Here is a 16,541-nt window from a genome sequence, read left to right as displayed (position 1 = left end):
AAAAATAATATTTAAGTAAGTAATTTATTTGTTTATTTCAAAAACGGTATGGAAAGCGGATACTTCCATGTATGTTTATTCCATCCTTTGATTCCCCCGATGATGGGGAACAAAATGGACAGTGCGAACATTATACAACCAATTATAATCAAAATTCCCCCGATAGCAATTGAGGGACTTTCAAAGAACTTCTCAAAATACATAGGATAGAGATTAACATCATATCCTTCCGCTGTCATGGTATATTCTCTGATGAAGTTCATATTAGCATTCATGTTGAATCGCATACAGATATTGAACACTATGAAATACAGAATGCCACTGATGTACCAGTTCAGTATGTATTTTCCCTGTCTGTTAATTTTGGCTGATATGCTTTTGGCATTCATCCAAAAAAGAATTGGAGCGAGCCATCCAATCAAAGGAACCAGTATCAGGAAATTCATCAGTACCAGACACCAATGCTCTTCTACCCCAAGAGGAAGGGATAGCCTGGACGGGGCTTTTTCTCCGTCAGAAAACTTCAGTTTTTCGCGGTCGATCCCTACGGTCAGTGTATCCGATTGGCGTATCTGGTTTAATTCTTCTAATTTCTTGTTGTCCATATCCGGTATGGTTTTAGTTGTCAGAAACTGAGCTTTTCAAAAACGGTATGGAAAGCGGATACTTCCATGTTTTTCCGTTCAGTCCTTTGATGCCTCCGATGATGGGGAACACAAAAAAAACAGCTGATAAAAGGATAATAGGTAATGCCCTTAGCGTAAAGAAAGAACCGCTTAACAGTCCTAAAGGGGAACTCAACGAGCCGATAAGGGCTCCAAAAAGGTTTCCCGCAAGGGTAATTCCTACTATTATCATGTAAATGGCCCAACTGATCAGCCAGTTGATGATGTATCTTCCTTGTATGGCGATGGCTTCCGATTTATCTCTGCCGATGATCCATGCGACGATAGAAACAATCCATCCCCATGTCGGTATCAGGAGCAGAAGGTTTATCAAACCCAGATAGCTGCTGTCCGAAATGCCAAATGTATCTTTACGGGATTCACCATTCAGTATCTTTTGTTTTTCCTGTTCGAACTCCTCGTCGGTCAATGCGCCTGATTGGCGCAACCGGTTTAATTCTTCCAATTTCTTGTAATCCATAATCTGTCCTTGTTTTAGTTGCCAGAAGCTGAGACTTTAAAAAACGGTATGGAAAGCGGATACTTCCATGTTTTTCCGTTCAGCCCTTTGATGCCTCCGATGATAGGGAACAGCAGACACAGGAAACAGCCTACTCCGAGTATCAGGAGAAGCAGGATTCCGGCTCCTCCGCCGAATATGCTCAAGAGGACCGCCAATGGAGAACTCTGGTCGTTTTCATAATTCATATCGCTTATGGATACTATGCCGCTGAACATGAATATGATGAAGAGTACCGTCAGCACGATGCCGTACAGAAACCAGCTGATGTACCAGTTCAGGATGTATTTGCCTTGGCGGTTGACGGGTGCGGAACTTTCTTTGCCCATGATCCAAAGCACAATGGGGGCAATCCAGCCTACATACGGTATGAACATGGCGAAGTTCATCAGTGCCAGATAAGTATTTTCCGTCAGTCCCATGGGGAGTACGGTTGTGGGTTTGCCCGCATCTTCTTCATCCAATATCTTTTTCTTTTCTTTTTCAAATTCTTCATCGTTCAACGCTCCGCTGTCGTGGAGGCGTTTCAGTTGTTCAAGCTTTTCGTAATCCATAATGACTGAGATTAGATGTTAATATAAAAAACCGAACATCCAGAGAGGTATCTGGTTGCCACGGCCAATTTCGGCCTTATGCAAAGCATACGTCACTCCGGGGTTGTTCTTGATCTTCACCCCTTCGCAGCATATCTTGAAAGGCATCACTTCGTCTACCATGAACGAGGTGTTTTTGTCACCTTTGTGCACTTTATGGTCTTTCCACATCGTGTTTACAAAGAAAGTGTCCAGCACATCTTGTTCTTCCACCTTTACAGGGTAGATGGAATACATCAGATTGGGGTTGTGCAGCATAATCTTCGATGGTTTCTTGGGGAATTCTTCCCCTTTGGGATAGACCAGGTTGATCAGTCGTGCGTCGGCCAGATATTTGATGTAATTCATCACCGTGGCGCGTGATGTTTGTATGTCGCTTGCCAATTGGCTTACGTTTGGGGCCTTCGGCCCGTCTACAGCCAACAAATATAATAATTTTTTTATCTTTGAGAGATATTTCAGCTCAATTTGTTTAATAAGCAGGATATCTACTTCTACCATCATGTTCATGGTTTTGAGCAGATTCTCCGAGAAATTGCGTTTCTCAAGGAAGAAGGGGTAGAAACCGTGGTGGAGGTAGTCTTGAAAATAATCCAACGGGCGGACTTTTGAAAGTACTCCCTTGGCTATCTGTTCGTGGCTGCTTAATATCTCTTCGAGTGTATAATGGCGGAATTTCATGCCTGTTTGCAGGTTCAGAAATTCGCGGAACGAAAAGCCCCGGAGGTTGTAGCTCTTCACAATGTCGCGCAACTCCAGATTCTCTTCTTTGAGGCGCATGACGGATGAACCGGTGAATACGATTTTCAGATTGGGGAAACGGTCGTAGCACATACGCAATTCGCGGCTCCAGTCGGGATGCTTGAATACTTGGTCGATCAGCAATACCTTTCCGCCCCGTTTTTGGAATTCATTGGCGAAGTCGACGATACTGTGTCCGGAGAAATAGAAATTGTTCATGTTGATAAAGAGGCATGAACGGTCGGTTCCGAATTTCTCTTTGGCGTATTGAAGCAGGAAAGTGGTTTTTCCCACGCCACGTGTTCCTTTGATACCAATCAGTCGGTCACTCCAGTTTATTTCGTCCATCAAGTCGCGGCGGACCGGGGCATTGGTGTGCTCAACAAGGTAGGCATGTGTGCGGTAGAATGTTTCCATCTCTTTTCTTGGGTTTTTCGGGGGGCAAATATAAGCCTTTTTTTAGAAATTGCAAAGTAGAGATAGCAAAATTGTAGTTTCGTTTAGCAAGTTTATCTTTTGCTTCATTTTGTCAAAACGGTATTCCTGATAGGTGGTAGAGGCGTTATTTCGGGTCAACGGCAAGCTGCTTCTGAAAAAACGCAGCCAGTTCAATCGGGCAATTATGCTTTTGCTTGTCTACTTCAGTGTTTGCTTGCAAATATAAATATAGTTTTTCATTTTCGGTAGTTTATGCCGGTATTTCTTTGAAAAAGGGTTTCTTTTGTTAGTTTGAAATGCTTCGTCGGGAGAGAGGAAATAGAGTCGGGGAAGGGGAGAAGAGCCTTTGTTGATGGGCTGTCAATCGTCACTCCGGGAGATGTGAAGGCTTTGCTCCGGAGAAGTGAAGTCTTTTCCCGGGGGAAGTGAAGTCTTTGCCTGGCGGAAAGTGACGGTTTGCCCCGCAGAAAATGACTTGTTTCTCGGTTTTATATGCGTTTTTGTGCATATATTTGCAGGAAATTTCCCGGTTTTAATGTTAGTTGCTTCTTGGAGAACAAAGGGTTTGTAAGTGAAAAACCGGAAATGGCAACAAAAGGACAGGTGACGATACGTTTAAGGAATTAAATGATAGTTTCTATCCCCGGGCATGGATGTATCTTAGGGTGAAAAAACACGTAACTGTTCGTTGCTGTCACTCGTACAAGTCTCTGCATCCGGATGAATTCTGTTTAATTAATTGATGCTAATGTCGAATCTGCTTTACTTGTTTAATCCCGATCAGGATCTGGCTCTTGCCAGTGGCGAAGTCAATTATATGCCGCCTGCCTCCGCCCGCCGGATGGCGGAAGAGTTGGCGTTGCTTCCCGTATGGTTTACGGACGGACCGTGCGGTGTGCTTGCTCCGTCTGCCTATAATCAGTCTTTTCTGGAAGAGATGCTCGACTTATTTCCGCTTCCCGCATCTTTGAGAACCCAGGCCGAAGATTTTTCGGAAGTACGTTCGGTGGTTCCCTGGGGATGGAATCCGGCACTCCGGAAACGTCTGCTTTCATTGGGAGTACCCGATGCTGCGGTACCTTCGGTGGAGGATATAGGGCGGTTGCGCAATCTGTCCCATCGTTTGCAAGCCGTGAAGTTGTTGTCCGGTCTGCAAGTGGATGAAGCGTTTTGTGGAGAGTCTTGTTACCTAACCGCTTTGTCCGATTGCCGAGCATTTGTAGAGAGTCTGGAACGCTGTCTGCTCAAAGCCCCCTTGTCCGGAAGCGGTAAAGGGCTGAACTGGTGCAAGGGAGTGTTCACTCCTCTGATAGAGCGTTGGTGTGCCCGGGTTATAGAGCAGCAGGGAGGAGTTGTCGGTGAACCTGTATATAATAAGGTAGAAGATTTTGCCATGGAGTTTTATTCGGACGGAAAGGGGCGGATTACTTTTGCCGGATACTCTTTGTTCCGTACCAACGCTGGTGGAGCTTACGAAGGAAACCGGTTGCTGTCCGATGTGGAGATTGAACGAAGATTGTCGGCTTATGTGCCTGTGGCGGCTTTACGTCGGCTTCGGGAAGAGCTGCAAAGACGATTGTCCGTCTCTTTAGGAACGGAGTATGCCGGTTATCTGGGAGTAGATATGATGATTTGCCGGTGCGGGGCTCTTCCGGCGTTTCGCATCCATCCTTGTGTGGAAATCAATTTGCGCATGAATATGGGGCTTGTGTCCCGCCTGATATACGACCGTTATGTACAATCCGGGGCTTCGGGGGTGTTTCGTGTCTCTTATTATCCATCCGACGGGCAGGCATTGCAGGAACACAATGCGATGAAGGCCGGGCACCCGCTGCATACGGAAGAAGGCCGGGTGGTGAAGGGGTATCTGCCATTGGTCCCCGTCCTGAAGACGAGCCGTTACCGGGCATATATCCTTGTGGAGGACTGAGACGGAGTTTATAAGGATTGCTTTTTGCAGGAAAAGAAAATGGAGAAGCGGCTTCCCACACCTGCTATCGACTGTAATGACAGTCTCCCCTGAAGTTTTTCTACTATAACTTTGCAGATGGAGAGTCCCAGTCCTGTTCCTTGCGCGAATTCGTTCTGTTTGTAGAAGCGGTTGAATATCATTTTCTGTTCGGACTGCGGAATGCCTATTCCGCTATCTTCAACATAAATTTCAACTTCTTCATTCTGCGAAAGGTACTTCCAACCCAGTTTTATATAGCCTTCCTGAGTGAATTTTACAGCATTGTTTAAGAGGTTGGTGATAACCTGAATCAATCGGTCTTTGTCAAGATGCACGATAATGTCTTCGCCACTCTCTTCCAGTATGAAATTGATATTTTGAGAAATTAGAACCTTATGGGTCTGGTAAGTATCGTTGATAAGAGTAGCCAGCGGATAATCGTCGTATTTGAATGACATGTAGCCGGATTCAATCCGGGATATTTCCAATATATCATTGACAAGTTTCAGTAGCAGTTCGTTGTTGCGGTGGATGGTTTCCACATACAGGTCTTTTTCTTCTTGCGAGATGTCTGTATCATCAGGAGAAGCAAGCAGGGTGGAAAATCCGACGATAGCGTTTAATGGTGTACGTATTTCATGGCTCATGTTGGCCAGGAAAGACTCTTTGAGCTCTGCTTTCTCCGCCATCTTACGTGCTTCTATCAGTTCTTGTTCCCGTTTTTTATAATCTTCTATGTTCAATAAAAGTCCCGTGGTCTTCTGCCCTCCCAAAGCGCTTTCCATGGTACTGCATCGAAGTTCCCACCATTGATACCCCTTCCCGTTGAAATCACATTTCAGCTTTATGAAGTGTTTGCTGCTGATGGCGTTCTTTGCCAAAAGGAATTGTGCTGCGGACAGATATTCGGCATCTACAAAAGAGAGGAACTCCTGAATCGTCAATGGGCGGGGAGTTATGTCTAAGTTTTTCCAGAATGCATTTTCAAATACCATCATGTTGTTTTTTAACCGCCACGCATAAGTGTCGCTTCCTTCCACTGCCAGTGCCAATGATTCTTTTTCATCTTCCAATTCATAGAGGATGGAACGCTTCTTTTGGGTTTCACGCCAATACAAGTAGGTGATGCCTGACAGTAGGCCGAGAATAAAAAAGATACTACCCAATAAACCGGACCACCAAAGGACGGGATGCAAGGCTTTAAAGGGAATATTGATGATGGTATATTCATTGGGGATGTCTGCAATGGTCATACCCTCTTTTTGCATGACGTTCCAGTCGATAAAATATCCTTTGGAGCTTTCTTGGATAGACATGTCAGTGATGTTTTTCCCTCTAAGGATCTGCACTGCTGCATGGACAGATTCTTGTGCCTGAATGTGTCTCGGAGTCATGTATCCGCCCAGAAAATTATATCCGCAGTCAAAAAGCTCATTGATGGCTGTAAAGCGCATCTGGGTAGAAAAAGATGCCATCGTGAGCGTCGTATAGTCTAATTTGGTTTGTAGATAAGGCATTTTGCTGTATTTACCGATAGCCCATAAAAAGTCTGCACCGTTTGTTGGGTCTTCAGTTTGTTCCTCGGATATTTTGCGTGCAGATAGGGCGGTAAATACTATGTTACCTTTGTGAGTTTCTTTCCATGATGCCTGTTTGTCCAGATGCCAGTCTAAGTTGGATATGATATCAGTTGACTCTAATTGACAGTTGATGTGGTTTCTGATTTTCCGGTCTAAAAAAGTATAATCCAATATCGTGTAAATATTAGTTATACCGGTTAGCCTTTTTATCATTTTCAGGTTTTTGCTAAAATCTATCTTGTCTTCAAATCCGGTCACATTATCATACTGCTTTATCAGTTCCCAATTGGGATAGTTGACTCCGGAAAACACGATGGGTATTTCTTTTAATATGGGATTGTGGCTTTTCAGTAACGAATAAGTGGCTTGATCATCATTCACAAGAATGATTTCGGGTTTCCATTTGGCAATAGAATCCATGAAAAGGTTGATTCGTTTTATTTCTTGTGGTTCGTTATAGCGTTCACAATTTAGATAAAAGAAAGAGAGTTTCACCGGTATACGGGCTTTTGAGAACTCCTTTTTTATCAGTTTATTGTATTCTGCGTATCCTTGATAATCGTTTTCATAAGAGTGGATTACCAATATCCGTCGTTCTTCTTCGAAAGAGCATGCTGTGAGTAAAAATATGGTGATATAGCAACTTATAAATAATAGGATGAACCGCATACTTTTAATTCAATGTTTTGATGGTTTGTTTGTTTGATTCGTTGTTTGTTTTGCAAAGATAGTGTATTAAATTGTATCATTAAAAAAAATGTCATTTTTCTCCTTGTGTCGCCTCACTTTCATTCCCGCAGCGGTCCACTGCCGTGACGGCAAAATACTTCCGGGCCATCCACGGACGGATGGGAGCATAGGTGTAGTGCGTGTCCCGCAGGTTTTGTACGAGAATGTTTTCCGGGTTCGTAATGTCCACCGGATAGGTGTCCGAGGCGTAAATTATGTACATCGGTGCATTCTGCCTGTCATTATCTGTGGCAGCTTTCCAGCTGAGCCGGGTATATCCGTCGCCGGTGGAAACTACACTTAGCTCCGACGGTGCGGTAGGAGCCGCGTTGTCGATCCACGGCATGGGCGGTTGCAGTGCCGGATATTGATAGAACTGCTCCCGGAGGATGTCGTATACTTCCTGGGTATTGTCCATCAGGTACTTTACCCGATAATGCGCTTCGCCTGCCAAGTGGTTGGCGCGGATGAAATGTATCTGGCGTTCCACTTCTTCGGAGGTCCAGTTACCCTCGTCGGGATGAAGGAAGTAGATTCCCAGTCCGGGCACGATGTGGCGTCCGTTGCTTTGCTCCTGCCAGTCGAGCGCAAAGGGGTAGAAGCCGTTGCCGCGGAAATACATCATCGGGTAGATCTGGTCTTGAATGCCCTCGCCCAGCCATCCCTGCGGATCCTGGTAGACGGTGAAAAAAGCATTCCAGCCTTTGGAGGAGTATCGTGACGTGTCGCGGTATTTCCCTACCGGACAGGTGCTCACCTTCACCCAGGGCTTCATGGCTTTCACTCCGTTATAGATGTAACGCACAATGTCCGTCAGGTTGTCACGGCGCCATTGTGCCAGCGAACGTCCTTTACCGTAGCGGCGGAAGTCGTAACTGTCCGGGAAGCGGGGAGCGTTTTCGGGATAGCGGAGGTAGTCGAAGTGAACTCCGTCCACGTCGTAGCGGCTGACCACTTCACGTACCAACTTCATCAGATACTCTTTGGTGGCGGGATGTCCGGGGTTGAGGAAATATTCGTTTTTATAAGGCACGCAGATGTCCCGCTGGCGTTTGGTTACCGATTGTTTGCCGAGTGAGGCTACGTGTCTCTTGCCTCCAAGTGGGATGGTCACCATCCAGGCATGACACTCCATACCCCGTTTGTGGCACTCTTCGATGGCGAAGGCCAAAGGGTCGTATCCGGGATCGCCGCCGACCTTGCCGGTCAGTATGGAGTTAAAAGGTTCAATGTCCGAACGGTAGAGTACATCTCCACGGGTACGTGTCTGGAAAAGGACTGTATTGAAGTTGGCTTCTTTCAGGCGGTCGAGGATGTCGATCAGCTCCTCCTTCTGCCGCCGGATGCCTGCGGGAGTGGTTGCTTTGGTACGTGGCCAGTCCAGTCCGTAGACGGCAGTGATCCAGGCAGCCCGTACCTCGTGTTTCGGGGAGGCCTGCGCATGGAGCGGAAGTAAGGAGAGGAGAAAAAGAAAGAGGAGGGATGTTCCTCTTCCGGCTCTCTTTTTCACTGAGAAAGAGTCGTTATGGCTTTTATAGATGGTATTCATAAATATAATGGTTTTGATGTTCACCACAGATTACACGGATTAACACAGATTGATAATTTATTTCATTGAGAATCCGGTTAAAGAATCCGTATCAATCCGTATCAATTCGTATTAATCTGTGTTAATCCGTGTAATCTGTGGTGAAACGTCTTCTAAACTGCCTTCCGTGGCGAACAGAAGTCCGCAAAGTTAGCAAAACCCTTTGTAAAGTTGTGTAGTTTCCACAGATTATGTTACATTTGCGCTGATTAACAATTCAACACGCCATGATTACATTTACAATTTGCCTGCTGGCATTGGTTGCAGGTTACTTCATTTACGGACGATTGGTGGAGCGTGTCTTTGGCCCCGACGACCGAAAGACCCCGGCACTGACACATGCCGACGGAGTGGATTATATCCCTCTCCCCACCTGGAAGATTTTTATGATTCAATTTCTGAATATAGCCGGTCTCGGCCCCATCTTCGGAGCTATTATGGGCGCAAAGTTCGGTACGGCTTCTTACCTGTGGATTGTGCTGGGAAGCATCTTTGCCGGTGCCACGCACGACTACTTTGCCGGTATGCTTTCACTTCGCAACGGAGGTGAGAGCTTACCCGAAATTGTGGGCCGCTACCTGGGGCTGACCACCAAGCAGGTGATGCGCGGCTTCACCGTCATCCTGATGATCCTGGTAGGTGCCGTCTTTGTGGCAGGTCCGGCCGGACTGCTGGCAAAGCTCACTCCCGACAGCCTCGATACCACCTTCTGGATCATTGTCGTATTCATCTATTATATTCTCGCCACATTGCTGCCGGTCGATAAAATCATCGGAAAGATATATCCCCTGTTTGCCGTAGCTTTGCTGTTTATGGCAGTGGGCATCCTTGTGATGCTCTATGTCCATCATCCGGCGCTCCCCGAGTTGTGGGACGGATTGCAGAATACCCATCCGGATGCAGCCGCATTGCCTATCTTTCCAATCATGTTTGTCAGTATCGCCTGTGGGGCCATCTCCGGATTTCATGCCACACAAAGCCCGTTGATGGCCCGTTGCATGACTTCCGAGCGTCATGGCCGTCCCGTATTCTACGGTGCCATGATTACCGAGGGAATCGTCGCCTTGATCTGGGCCGCTGCCGCCACTTATTTTTATCGTGAGCATGGTATGGAGGAAAACAACGCTTCTGTCATTGTGGATGCCATCACGAAAGGGTGGCTCGGCGCAGTGGGTGGCGTACTTGCCATTCTGGGGGTGATTGCTGCTCCTATTACGTCGGGCGACACCGCATTTCGTTCGGCACGTCTGATTGTTGCCGATTTCCTGAAACTGGAACAAAAAAGCATTCGCCGCCGTTTGTATATTTGTGTCCCGATGTTTGTTGCCGCCATCGGGCTGCTGCTTTATAGTTTGCGTGATAAGGACGGATTCGACATGATCTGGCGCTACTTTGCCTGGGCCAACCAGACCTTGTCGGTATTTACCCTCTGGGCCATTACGGTCTATCTGGCGTGTGCCCGTAAGATGTATGGATTGACGCTGGTTCCGGCCCTGTTCATGACAGCTGTCTGCTCCACTTATATTTGCATTGCTCCCGAAGGATTGGGATTGTCACACGCCGTTTCGTATGCGATAGGAGGTATTTGCACGCTGGGGGCGGCCGTTTGGTTTGCTGTTTGGAAAAATAGATTTAACTCGAATCAGGAGTTAAAGAAGTTATTACATAATTAACACTCGTATGAAGAAAGTAAAGAAATCAACCTGGGTTACTGTCGCCCTACTGATCTACGTGTCTGTGACAGCAGCTTATCTGCTGCCTCGCAATAATGAAGTAAGCGATACAGAGAAGTATCTCACCCTGGCTGCTTCGTATGTCATTGTTCTCGTTCTTTGGCTGGTGCTGAGGAAAAAGGAACAGATGCAGCAACGCCGCCGGGAGGAAGAGCATATGAACAACCTGAAAAAATAGAAATGTTATGAAGAAATTAATGTGGATGGTATGTCTGCTTGTTGTTTCAGTGACGGCACAGGCACAGTTTGAGAAAGGAAAGTGGATTGTGAATCCCTCGGTGACGGGGCTGGGACTCTCTTACAGCAAGTCCGAGAAAACACAGTTCGGATTGCAGGCGCAAGGCGGAGCCTTTCTGGTGGACAATGTGGCGTTGATGGTTACAGCCGGTGCCAACTGGAGCAAACCTGAGGATAAATACACGCTGGGTGTCGGAGGAAGATATTACTTTGATAAGTGTGGCATTTATTTAGGTGCCGGATTGAAGATGAACCGCTATAACTGGAAGGTGGGAGACACCACCGACTTTGCGCTTGGTGCAGAGGCCGGTTATGCTTTTTTCCTGACACGGACAGTGACCATAGAGCCGGCTGTTTACTATGATTTGAGTTTTAAAGACAGCGATTGGTCGAAGTTCGGACTGAAAGTCGGCTTCGGCTTCTACTTCTGATTTTTCCTTTAAAAGGAACTCACCACAGAGGGCACAGAGTAACACAGGGTGAATTTCAAGTCATTGATTATCCATATTGATAATCTGTGTATTCTGTGGTGAAAAGACTTTTGACAGCCCCTTTGTGGTGAGTTCCCGATAAAATTGATTAGAGAACCCTTACTTGTTTTACAAGTGGTTCAGTTTCTCCTGCAGGAATTGTCCCGTATAACTTGCCGCACAGGCAGCCACCTCTTCCGGTGTCCCGACTGCCACAATATTACCGCCTTTGTCTCCGCCCTCCGGTCCGAGGTCTATCACGTAATCGGCACATTTTATGACATCCATGTTGTGCTCGATGATCACGATGGAGTGTCCGCGACGGATCAGCGCATCGAATGCGTCAAGCAGCTTGCGTATATCGTGGAAGTGCAGTCCGGTGGTCGGTTCGTCGAAGATGAACAAAGTCGGGTCCGCTTTCTCCTGACTCAGGTAATAAGCCAGTTTCACGCGTTGGTTCTCTCCTCCCGAGAGGGTGGACGATGATTGTCCCAGCTTGATATATCCCAAACCGACATCCTGCAGGGGGATCAGCTTCTTTACGATCTTCTTTTGCCCGTGTTCCGTGAAGAACTCGATGGCTTGGTTGACCGTCATCTCCAGTACGTCATAAATGTTTTTATCCTGGAACTTCACTTCCAGCGTATCGGCTTTGAAGCGTTTGCCGTGGCATGATTCACACTCCAGCACCAGGTCGGCCATGAACTGCATCTCCACTGTGATGGTTCCGTCGCCTTTGCACTCTTCGCAGCGTCCGCCCTCGTTGTTAAAGCTGAAATAGCCTGCCGTATAGCCCATCTGCTTGGCCAGTGGCTGATCTGCCCAGAGCTTACGGATTTCGTCGTATGCTTTGATGTAGGTTACCGGATTCGAACGGGAGGACTTACCGATGGGGTTCTGATCGACAAACTCCACGTTGCGCAGGTTGCGCAGGTCGCCTCCGATGGATGCAAACTCACCCGGGCGTTCAGTGCATTCGTCCAGTTCACGCTTCAGCGCCCGGTAGAAGATGTCACGTACCAGTGTGCTCTTTCCCGATCCGCTGACCCCTGTTACGACGGTCATCACATTGAGTGGGAAGCGTACGTCTACTCCTTTCAGGTTGTTTTCGCGGGCACCTTTTATCTCGATATAGTTGTTCCACGGGCGGCGGTGTTCCGGTACGGGAATGTTTTCCTCGCCCAGCAGGTATTTCACAGTGTAACTGTTGCTGCCTTTCTGTAAATCTTTCATATCCCCCTGGTAGACTACCTGTCCGCCCAGCCGGCCGGCATTCGGACCGATGTCGATGATGTAGTCCGCTGCACGTATGATCTCTTCGTCATGTTCCACCACCACTACCGTATTGCCCAACTGTTGGAGTTGGCGGAGTACGTGGATCAGGCGGTCCGTATCCCGGCTGTGAAGCCCGATACTGGGTTCGTCGAGGATGTAGAGACTGCCCACCAGACTGCTTCCCAGCGAAGTGGCCAGGTTGATGCGCTGGCTTTCACCGCCCGAGAGCGAATTACTGAGCCGGTTCAGGGTGAGATACCCCAATCCCACATCGATCAGGAAACGGATGCGGCTGTTGATCTCTGTCAGGATGCGGCGTGCCACGGCTTGGTCGTGTTCGTTCAGTTCAAGCGAATCGAAGAACTTCTGCAATTCGGTGATGGGCAGGTCCACCAGTTCCGAGATGTTTTTTCCACCTACGCGCACGTATCCCGCTTCGGGCTTCAGGCGGGTACCGTGGCATTTCGGACAAAGCGTCTTTCCACGATAGCGTGCCAGCATCACACGATATTGAATTTTGTACTGGTTCTCTTCAAGCATCTTGAAAAAGTCGTTGATGCCGTGGAAATATTGGTTTCCTTCCCACAACACCCGGCGCTGTTCATCGGTCAGCTCGTAGTAAGGGGTGAAAATCGGGAAGTTGAATTTTTCTGCATTGTGAATCAGTTCTTCGCGCCATTCACCCATCTTCTCGCCCCGCCAGCAGACGATGGCTCCGTCGTAGACCGACAACGAACGGTTGGGCACTACCAGATGTTCGTCGATGCCGATCACCTTGCCGAATCCTTCGCATACCGGACAGGCACCGATCGGTGAGTTGAACGAAAACATCTGGTCGTTCGGTTCTTCAAATATGATGCCGTCGGCCTCGAACTTGGTGCTGAAGGTGTGAAGCCGGGTCGATCCGTCCGGTTGGTAAAAGCGAAGCATACACATGCCATTGCCTTCGTACATGGCTGTTTCGGCCGAGTCGGTCAGGCGGCTGACGGCATCCTTGGTTGTTGCCACCGTCATTCGGTCGACGAGAAGGTAGACCACGTCGTCTTTGCCGGCAGCGTATTCGTCGATACGCACCATCTCACCGTTCACTTCAAGACGGTTGAAACCTTGTTTCTGGTCGATCTCCAATTGCTGTTCAAGTGTGCGTCCGTCGTGCAGGAAAATCTGCGTCAACACCGTGTAGCGGGTTCCTTCGGGATATGAGAGCATGCAGTTTACAATGTCCTCGATGGAGTGTTTTTTCACTTCTTCACCGCTGACAGGGCTGTAGGTTTTGCCCACACGGGCATAAAGCAGGCGCAGGTACTCGTAGATTTCGGTCGAAGTACCCACCGTGGAGCGCGGGTTGCGGCTGTTTACCTTCTGTTCGATGGCGATGGCAGGCGGAATCCCTTTGATAAAGTCACATTCCGGTTTGCTCATTCGGCCCAGGAACTGGCGGGCATAACTGCTGAGGCTTTCTACATAGCGGCGCTGTCCCTCGGCATAGAGGGTGTCGAAAGCAAGCGATGATTTTCCGGAACCGGAAAGGCCGGTTATCACCACCAGTTTATTGCGGGGAATGTTTACGTCAATATTCTTCAGATTGTTGACTCTGGCCCCCTTTATGGAGATGTATTTACTGTCAGTCATAAGCGTTTTCGTTACTTGGACTGCAAAGATAACGAGTCGGAAACGTTTAACCTAACAGAGAAAGGAACTTTTATCTTAAAAACACCTTGCGAATAGTGAATTGCTCGCTTAGCCGTTGCAAATGAGGAGCAAAATTGTATCTTTGCACCACATTTTTATGAAACCGATTATGAACCTGAGAAAATTGATTCTTCTTTTAGCTCTCTTCCTTGCAACAGGAGTGGGGGCACAAATCCAACAACAAAGCCCTTATCCGAAGAGAGAATTCCGCGGAGCGTGGATACAGGCAGTGAATGGTCAGTTCCGTGGCATACCTACCGAGAAGCTGAAACAGACACTCATTGATCAGCTCAACTCTTTGCAGGGAGCAGGTATCAATGCAATCATATTTCAGGTGCGCCCCGAAGCGGATGCCTTGTATGCTTCGCAATTGGAGCCGTGGAGCCGTTTCCTGACCGGTGTGCAGGGACAGGCACCTTCGCCTTATTGGGACCCGATGCAGTTTATGATTGACGAATGCCATAAACGGGGAATGGAGTTCCATGCGTGGATCAACCCTTACCGGGTAAAGACATCGCTCAAGAGTGAACTGGCAGCCAATCACCTGTACAATATCCATCCTGAATGGTTTGTCACCTACAATAATCAATTGTATTTTGATCCGGCATTGCCCGAGAGCCGCCGTCACATCTGTATGGTGGTGGCAGACATTGTTTCGCGTTACGATGTGGATGCCATCCATATGGACGACTACTTTTATCCTTATCCGGCAAAGGGCGTCGACTTCCCCGATGATGCGAGCTTTGCCCGTTACGGCGGAGGATTCACCAACCGTGCCGACTGGCGCCGAAGCAACGTGAACATACTGATCCAGAAGATTCATGAAACCATCCGCGGCTTGAAACCCTGGGTGAAATTCGGTATCAGTCCGTTCGGTATTTACCGTAACGAGAAGAACGATCCGTTGGGTAGTAAAACAAATGGTTTGCAGAATTACGATGACCTGTATGCCGATGTATTGCTCTGGGCGCGTAATGGCTGGGTGGATTATAACATCCCGCAGATATACTGGCAGATAGGTCACCCCGCTGCCGATTATGAAACCCTGGTGAAGTGGTGGGCAAAGAATACGGAGAACCGTCCTTTGTTCATCGGCCAATCCGTAATGAATACGGTTCAGAATGCCGATCCGAAAAATCCGTCCATCAATCAGTTGCCTCGCAAGATGGCTCTGGAAAGAGCTTATCAGACTATCGGCGGAAGTTGCCAATGGCCGGCAAGCGCTGTGGTGGAAAATGCCGGGAAGTATCGGGACGCACTTGTGCAAGAGTATCATAAGTATCCTGCTCTGGTTCCTGTCTTCGATTTTATGGACGATAAGGCTCCGGGCAAGGTGCGTAAAGTGAAAAAAGTGTGGACGGAAGATGGCTATATGCTTTTCTGGACTGCTCCGAAAGCAAAAGACGAGATGGACCGTGCCGTGCAATATGTGGTTTACCGTTTTGATGGAAAAGAGAAAGTGAACATTGATGACGCTTCGCATATCGTTGCCATTACCCGAAACAATTTCTATAAACTTCCCTACGATGACGGAAAGACCAAATACCGTTATGTTGTGACAGCACTCGACCGCTTGCACAATGAATCGAAATCGGTAAGTAAGAAGGTGAAATTATAAAGTAGTTCACCACAGAGTAACACAGAGCTTTTTTTAGACATAAGAACAAAAGAACAGGCTATTCTTTATTTGTTCTTATGTTCTTTTGTCTGAAAACTCTGTGGTTCATCAATGTGTCATCCTGTGGTTCATCAATCCTCTCCTAATATAATATCAGTCCTGCTATTCCGCAGGCAATAATCATCAGAATCGGGTTGGCATTGTACTTTTTCGTTCCGATAAAGGCCACTAAGAAGATGATAATGCTTATTACAAATGTATAAGTATCCCCTGTCGGTGAACCGAAATTCTCCGTATTCATCAAGACCAGTGCTGCCGACGCCAGCAGTCCTACTACGGCAGGTCGGAGTCCGCTGAAAACAGCTTCTACGGCAGGATGTTTTTGGTATTTCAGAAAAAACTTACTGATGGTGAGCATCAGGATAAAAGAGGGGAGCACTACTGCAAACGTGGCGATGACAGATCCCCAGACACTGCCCGTAGCCGTAAAACCCACATAAGTGGCGGCATTGATACCAATAGGTCCGGGAGTGGATTGACTGATGGCTACAATGTCGGTAAACTCCTGAGTGCTAACCCAGTCATAGCGTGTCACGACTTCACCCTGAATCATTGAGAGCATGGCATATCCGCCTCCGAAGCCAAATAGTCCGATCTTGAAGAATGTATAAAAGAGTTGCAGGTAGATCATAATGTTTAAATGTCAAAGTG

13 protein-coding genes are annotated in these 16,541 nt (G+C 47.6%); 5 read left to right on the top strand and 8 right to left on the bottom strand.

Annotation, left to right across the window (positions count from 1 at the left end):
* Positions 1-32 precede the first annotated feature (32 nt).
* Genes R3O62_RS19955 through R3O62_RS19940 form a run of 4 tightly spaced genes read right to left on the bottom strand, consistent with a single transcriptional unit; the run spans position 33 to position 2,936 of the window.
* Positions 33-605: a DUF4870 domain-containing protein gene (locus R3O62_RS19955; protein WP_022011288.1), complete on the bottom strand. Its 573-nt coding sequence runs from the start codon at positions 603-605 to the stop codon at positions 33-35.
* Between the two features lie 13 nt (positions 606-618).
* Positions 619-1,146 (bottom strand): DUF4870 domain-containing protein, encoded by a 528-nt coding sequence (locus R3O62_RS19950; protein WP_005807718.1) that lies wholly within the window; start codon positions 1,144-1,146, stop codon positions 619-621.
* Between the two features lie 14 nt (positions 1,147-1,160).
* Positions 1,161-1,739: a DUF4870 domain-containing protein gene (locus R3O62_RS19945; protein ID WP_044300998.1), complete on the bottom strand. Its 579-nt coding sequence runs from the start codon at positions 1,737-1,739 to the stop codon at positions 1,161-1,163.
* Positions 1,740-1,757: 18 nt separating this feature from the next.
* Positions 1,758-2,936 (bottom strand): ATP-binding protein, encoded by a 1,179-nt coding sequence (locus tag R3O62_RS19940; RefSeq protein WP_165015586.1) that lies wholly within the window; start codon positions 2,934-2,936, stop codon positions 1,758-1,760.
* A gap of 769 nt (positions 2,937-3,705) precedes the next feature.
* Here R3O62_RS19940 and R3O62_RS19935 point away from each other — a divergent pair.
* On the top strand, positions 3,706-4,887 hold the full coding sequence (locus R3O62_RS19935) for a hypothetical protein (RefSeq protein WP_032535696.1): 1,182 nt from the start codon (positions 3,706-3,708) through the stop codon (positions 4,885-4,887).
* An 8-nt stretch (positions 4,888-4,895) separates the two neighbouring features.
* On the opposite strand, the gene R3O62_RS19930 is transcribed toward R3O62_RS19935, so the two are convergent.
* Together R3O62_RS19930 and R3O62_RS19925 are read right to left on the bottom strand one after the other, a co-directional pair.
* Positions 4,896-7,166, bottom strand: a complete 2,271-nt coding sequence (locus R3O62_RS19930; protein ID WP_317472834.1) for a sensor histidine kinase — start codon at positions 7,164-7,166, stop codon at positions 4,896-4,898.
* A gap of 82 nt (positions 7,167-7,248) precedes the next feature.
* A complete protein-coding gene (locus R3O62_RS19925; protein WP_317472824.1) occupies positions 7,249-8,766 on the bottom strand; it encodes a glycoside hydrolase family 10 protein in 1,518 nt (505 codons plus the stop codon).
* A gap of 266 nt (positions 8,767-9,032) precedes the next feature.
* On the opposite strand from R3O62_RS19925, the gene R3O62_RS19920 reads away from it, so the two are divergent.
* From R3O62_RS19920 to R3O62_RS19910, 3 genes are read left to right on the top strand one after another with little or no spacing between them, the layout of a single operon-like run.
* Positions 9,033-10,478, top strand: coding sequence for a carbon starvation protein A (locus tag R3O62_RS19920; protein WP_022011283.1), 1,446 nt, complete (start codon positions 9,033-9,035; stop codon positions 10,476-10,478).
* Positions 10,479-10,485: 7 nt separating this feature from the next.
* A complete protein-coding gene (locus tag R3O62_RS19915; protein ID WP_005807712.1) occupies positions 10,486-10,716 on the top strand; it encodes a hypothetical protein in 231 nt (76 codons plus the stop codon).
* Positions 10,717-10,723: 7 nt separating this feature from the next.
* Positions 10,724-11,206: an outer membrane beta-barrel protein gene (locus R3O62_RS19910; protein ID WP_005807711.1), complete on the top strand. Its 483-nt coding sequence runs from the start codon at positions 10,724-10,726 to the stop codon at positions 11,204-11,206.
* A 168-nt stretch (positions 11,207-11,374) separates the two neighbouring features.
* On the opposite strand, the gene uvrA is transcribed toward R3O62_RS19910, so the two are convergent.
* The gene (uvrA, locus tag R3O62_RS19905) at positions 11,375-14,152 is read right to left on the bottom strand and encodes an excinuclease ABC subunit UvrA (RefSeq protein ID WP_032540178.1); all 2,778 of its coding nucleotides are present in this window, start codon (positions 14,150-14,152) and stop codon (positions 11,375-11,377) included.
* 169 nt (positions 14,153-14,321) lie between these two features.
* On the opposite strand from uvrA, the gene R3O62_RS19900 reads away from it, so the two are divergent.
* On the top strand, positions 14,322-15,830 hold the full coding sequence (locus R3O62_RS19900) for a glycoside hydrolase family 10 protein (RefSeq protein ID WP_005807709.1): 1,509 nt from the start codon (positions 14,322-14,324) through the stop codon (positions 15,828-15,830).
* Between the two features lie 142 nt (positions 15,831-15,972).
* Here R3O62_RS19900 and R3O62_RS19895 read toward each other — a convergent pair whose 3' ends face one another.
* A complete protein-coding gene (locus R3O62_RS19895; RefSeq protein WP_005780686.1) occupies positions 15,973-16,521 on the bottom strand; it encodes a chromate transporter in 549 nt (182 codons plus the stop codon).
* Positions 16,522-16,541 lie beyond the last annotated feature (20 nt).

The sequence above is a fragment of the Bacteroides hominis genome (genome assembly GCF_033042785.2).
Classification (GTDB): Bacteria; Bacteroidota; Bacteroidia; order Bacteroidales; family Bacteroidaceae; genus Bacteroides; species Bacteroides hominis.
This window is presented reverse-complemented; position numbering and strand designations above follow the sequence as displayed.

Excerpts from the sequence above, each read along its gene's own strand:
- R3O62_RS19955 (WP_022011288.1), bottom strand. The coding sequence starts at position 605 with ATGGACAACAAGAAATTAGAAGAATTAAACCAGATACGCCAATCGGAT.
- R3O62_RS19950 (WP_005807718.1), bottom strand. The coding sequence starts at position 1,146 with ATGGATTACAAGAAATTGGAAGAATTAAACCGGTTGCGCCAATCAGGC.
- R3O62_RS19945 (WP_044300998.1), bottom strand. The coding sequence starts at position 1,739 with ATGGATTACGAAAAGCTTGAACAACTGAAACGCCTCCACGACAGCGGA.
- R3O62_RS19940 (WP_165015586.1), bottom strand. The coding sequence starts at position 2,936 with ATGGAAACATTCTACCGCACACATGCCTACCTTGTTGAGCACACCAAT.
- R3O62_RS19935 (WP_032535696.1), top strand. The coding sequence starts at position 3,706 with ATGTCGAATCTGCTTTACTTGTTTAATCCCGATCAGGATCTGGCTCTT.
- R3O62_RS19925 (WP_317472824.1), bottom strand. The coding sequence starts at position 8,766 with ATGAATACCATCTATAAAAGCCATAACGACTCTTTCTCAGTGAAAAAG.
- R3O62_RS19920 (WP_022011283.1), top strand. The coding sequence starts at position 9,033 with ATGATTACATTTACAATTTGCCTGCTGGCATTGGTTGCAGGTTACTTC.
- R3O62_RS19915 (WP_005807712.1), top strand. The coding sequence starts at position 10,486 with ATGAAGAAAGTAAAGAAATCAACCTGGGTTACTGTCGCCCTACTGATC.
- R3O62_RS19910 (WP_005807711.1), top strand. The coding sequence starts at position 10,724 with ATGAAGAAATTAATGTGGATGGTATGTCTGCTTGTTGTTTCAGTGACG.
- uvrA (WP_032540178.1), bottom strand. The coding sequence starts at position 14,152 with ATGACTGACAGTAAATACATCTCCATAAAGGGGGCCAGAGTCAACAAT.
- R3O62_RS19900 (WP_005807709.1), top strand. The coding sequence starts at position 14,322 with ATGAACCTGAGAAAATTGATTCTTCTTTTAGCTCTCTTCCTTGCAACA.
- R3O62_RS19895 (WP_005780686.1), bottom strand. The coding sequence starts at position 16,521 with ATGATCTACCTGCAACTCTTTTATACATTCTTCAAGATCGGACTATTT.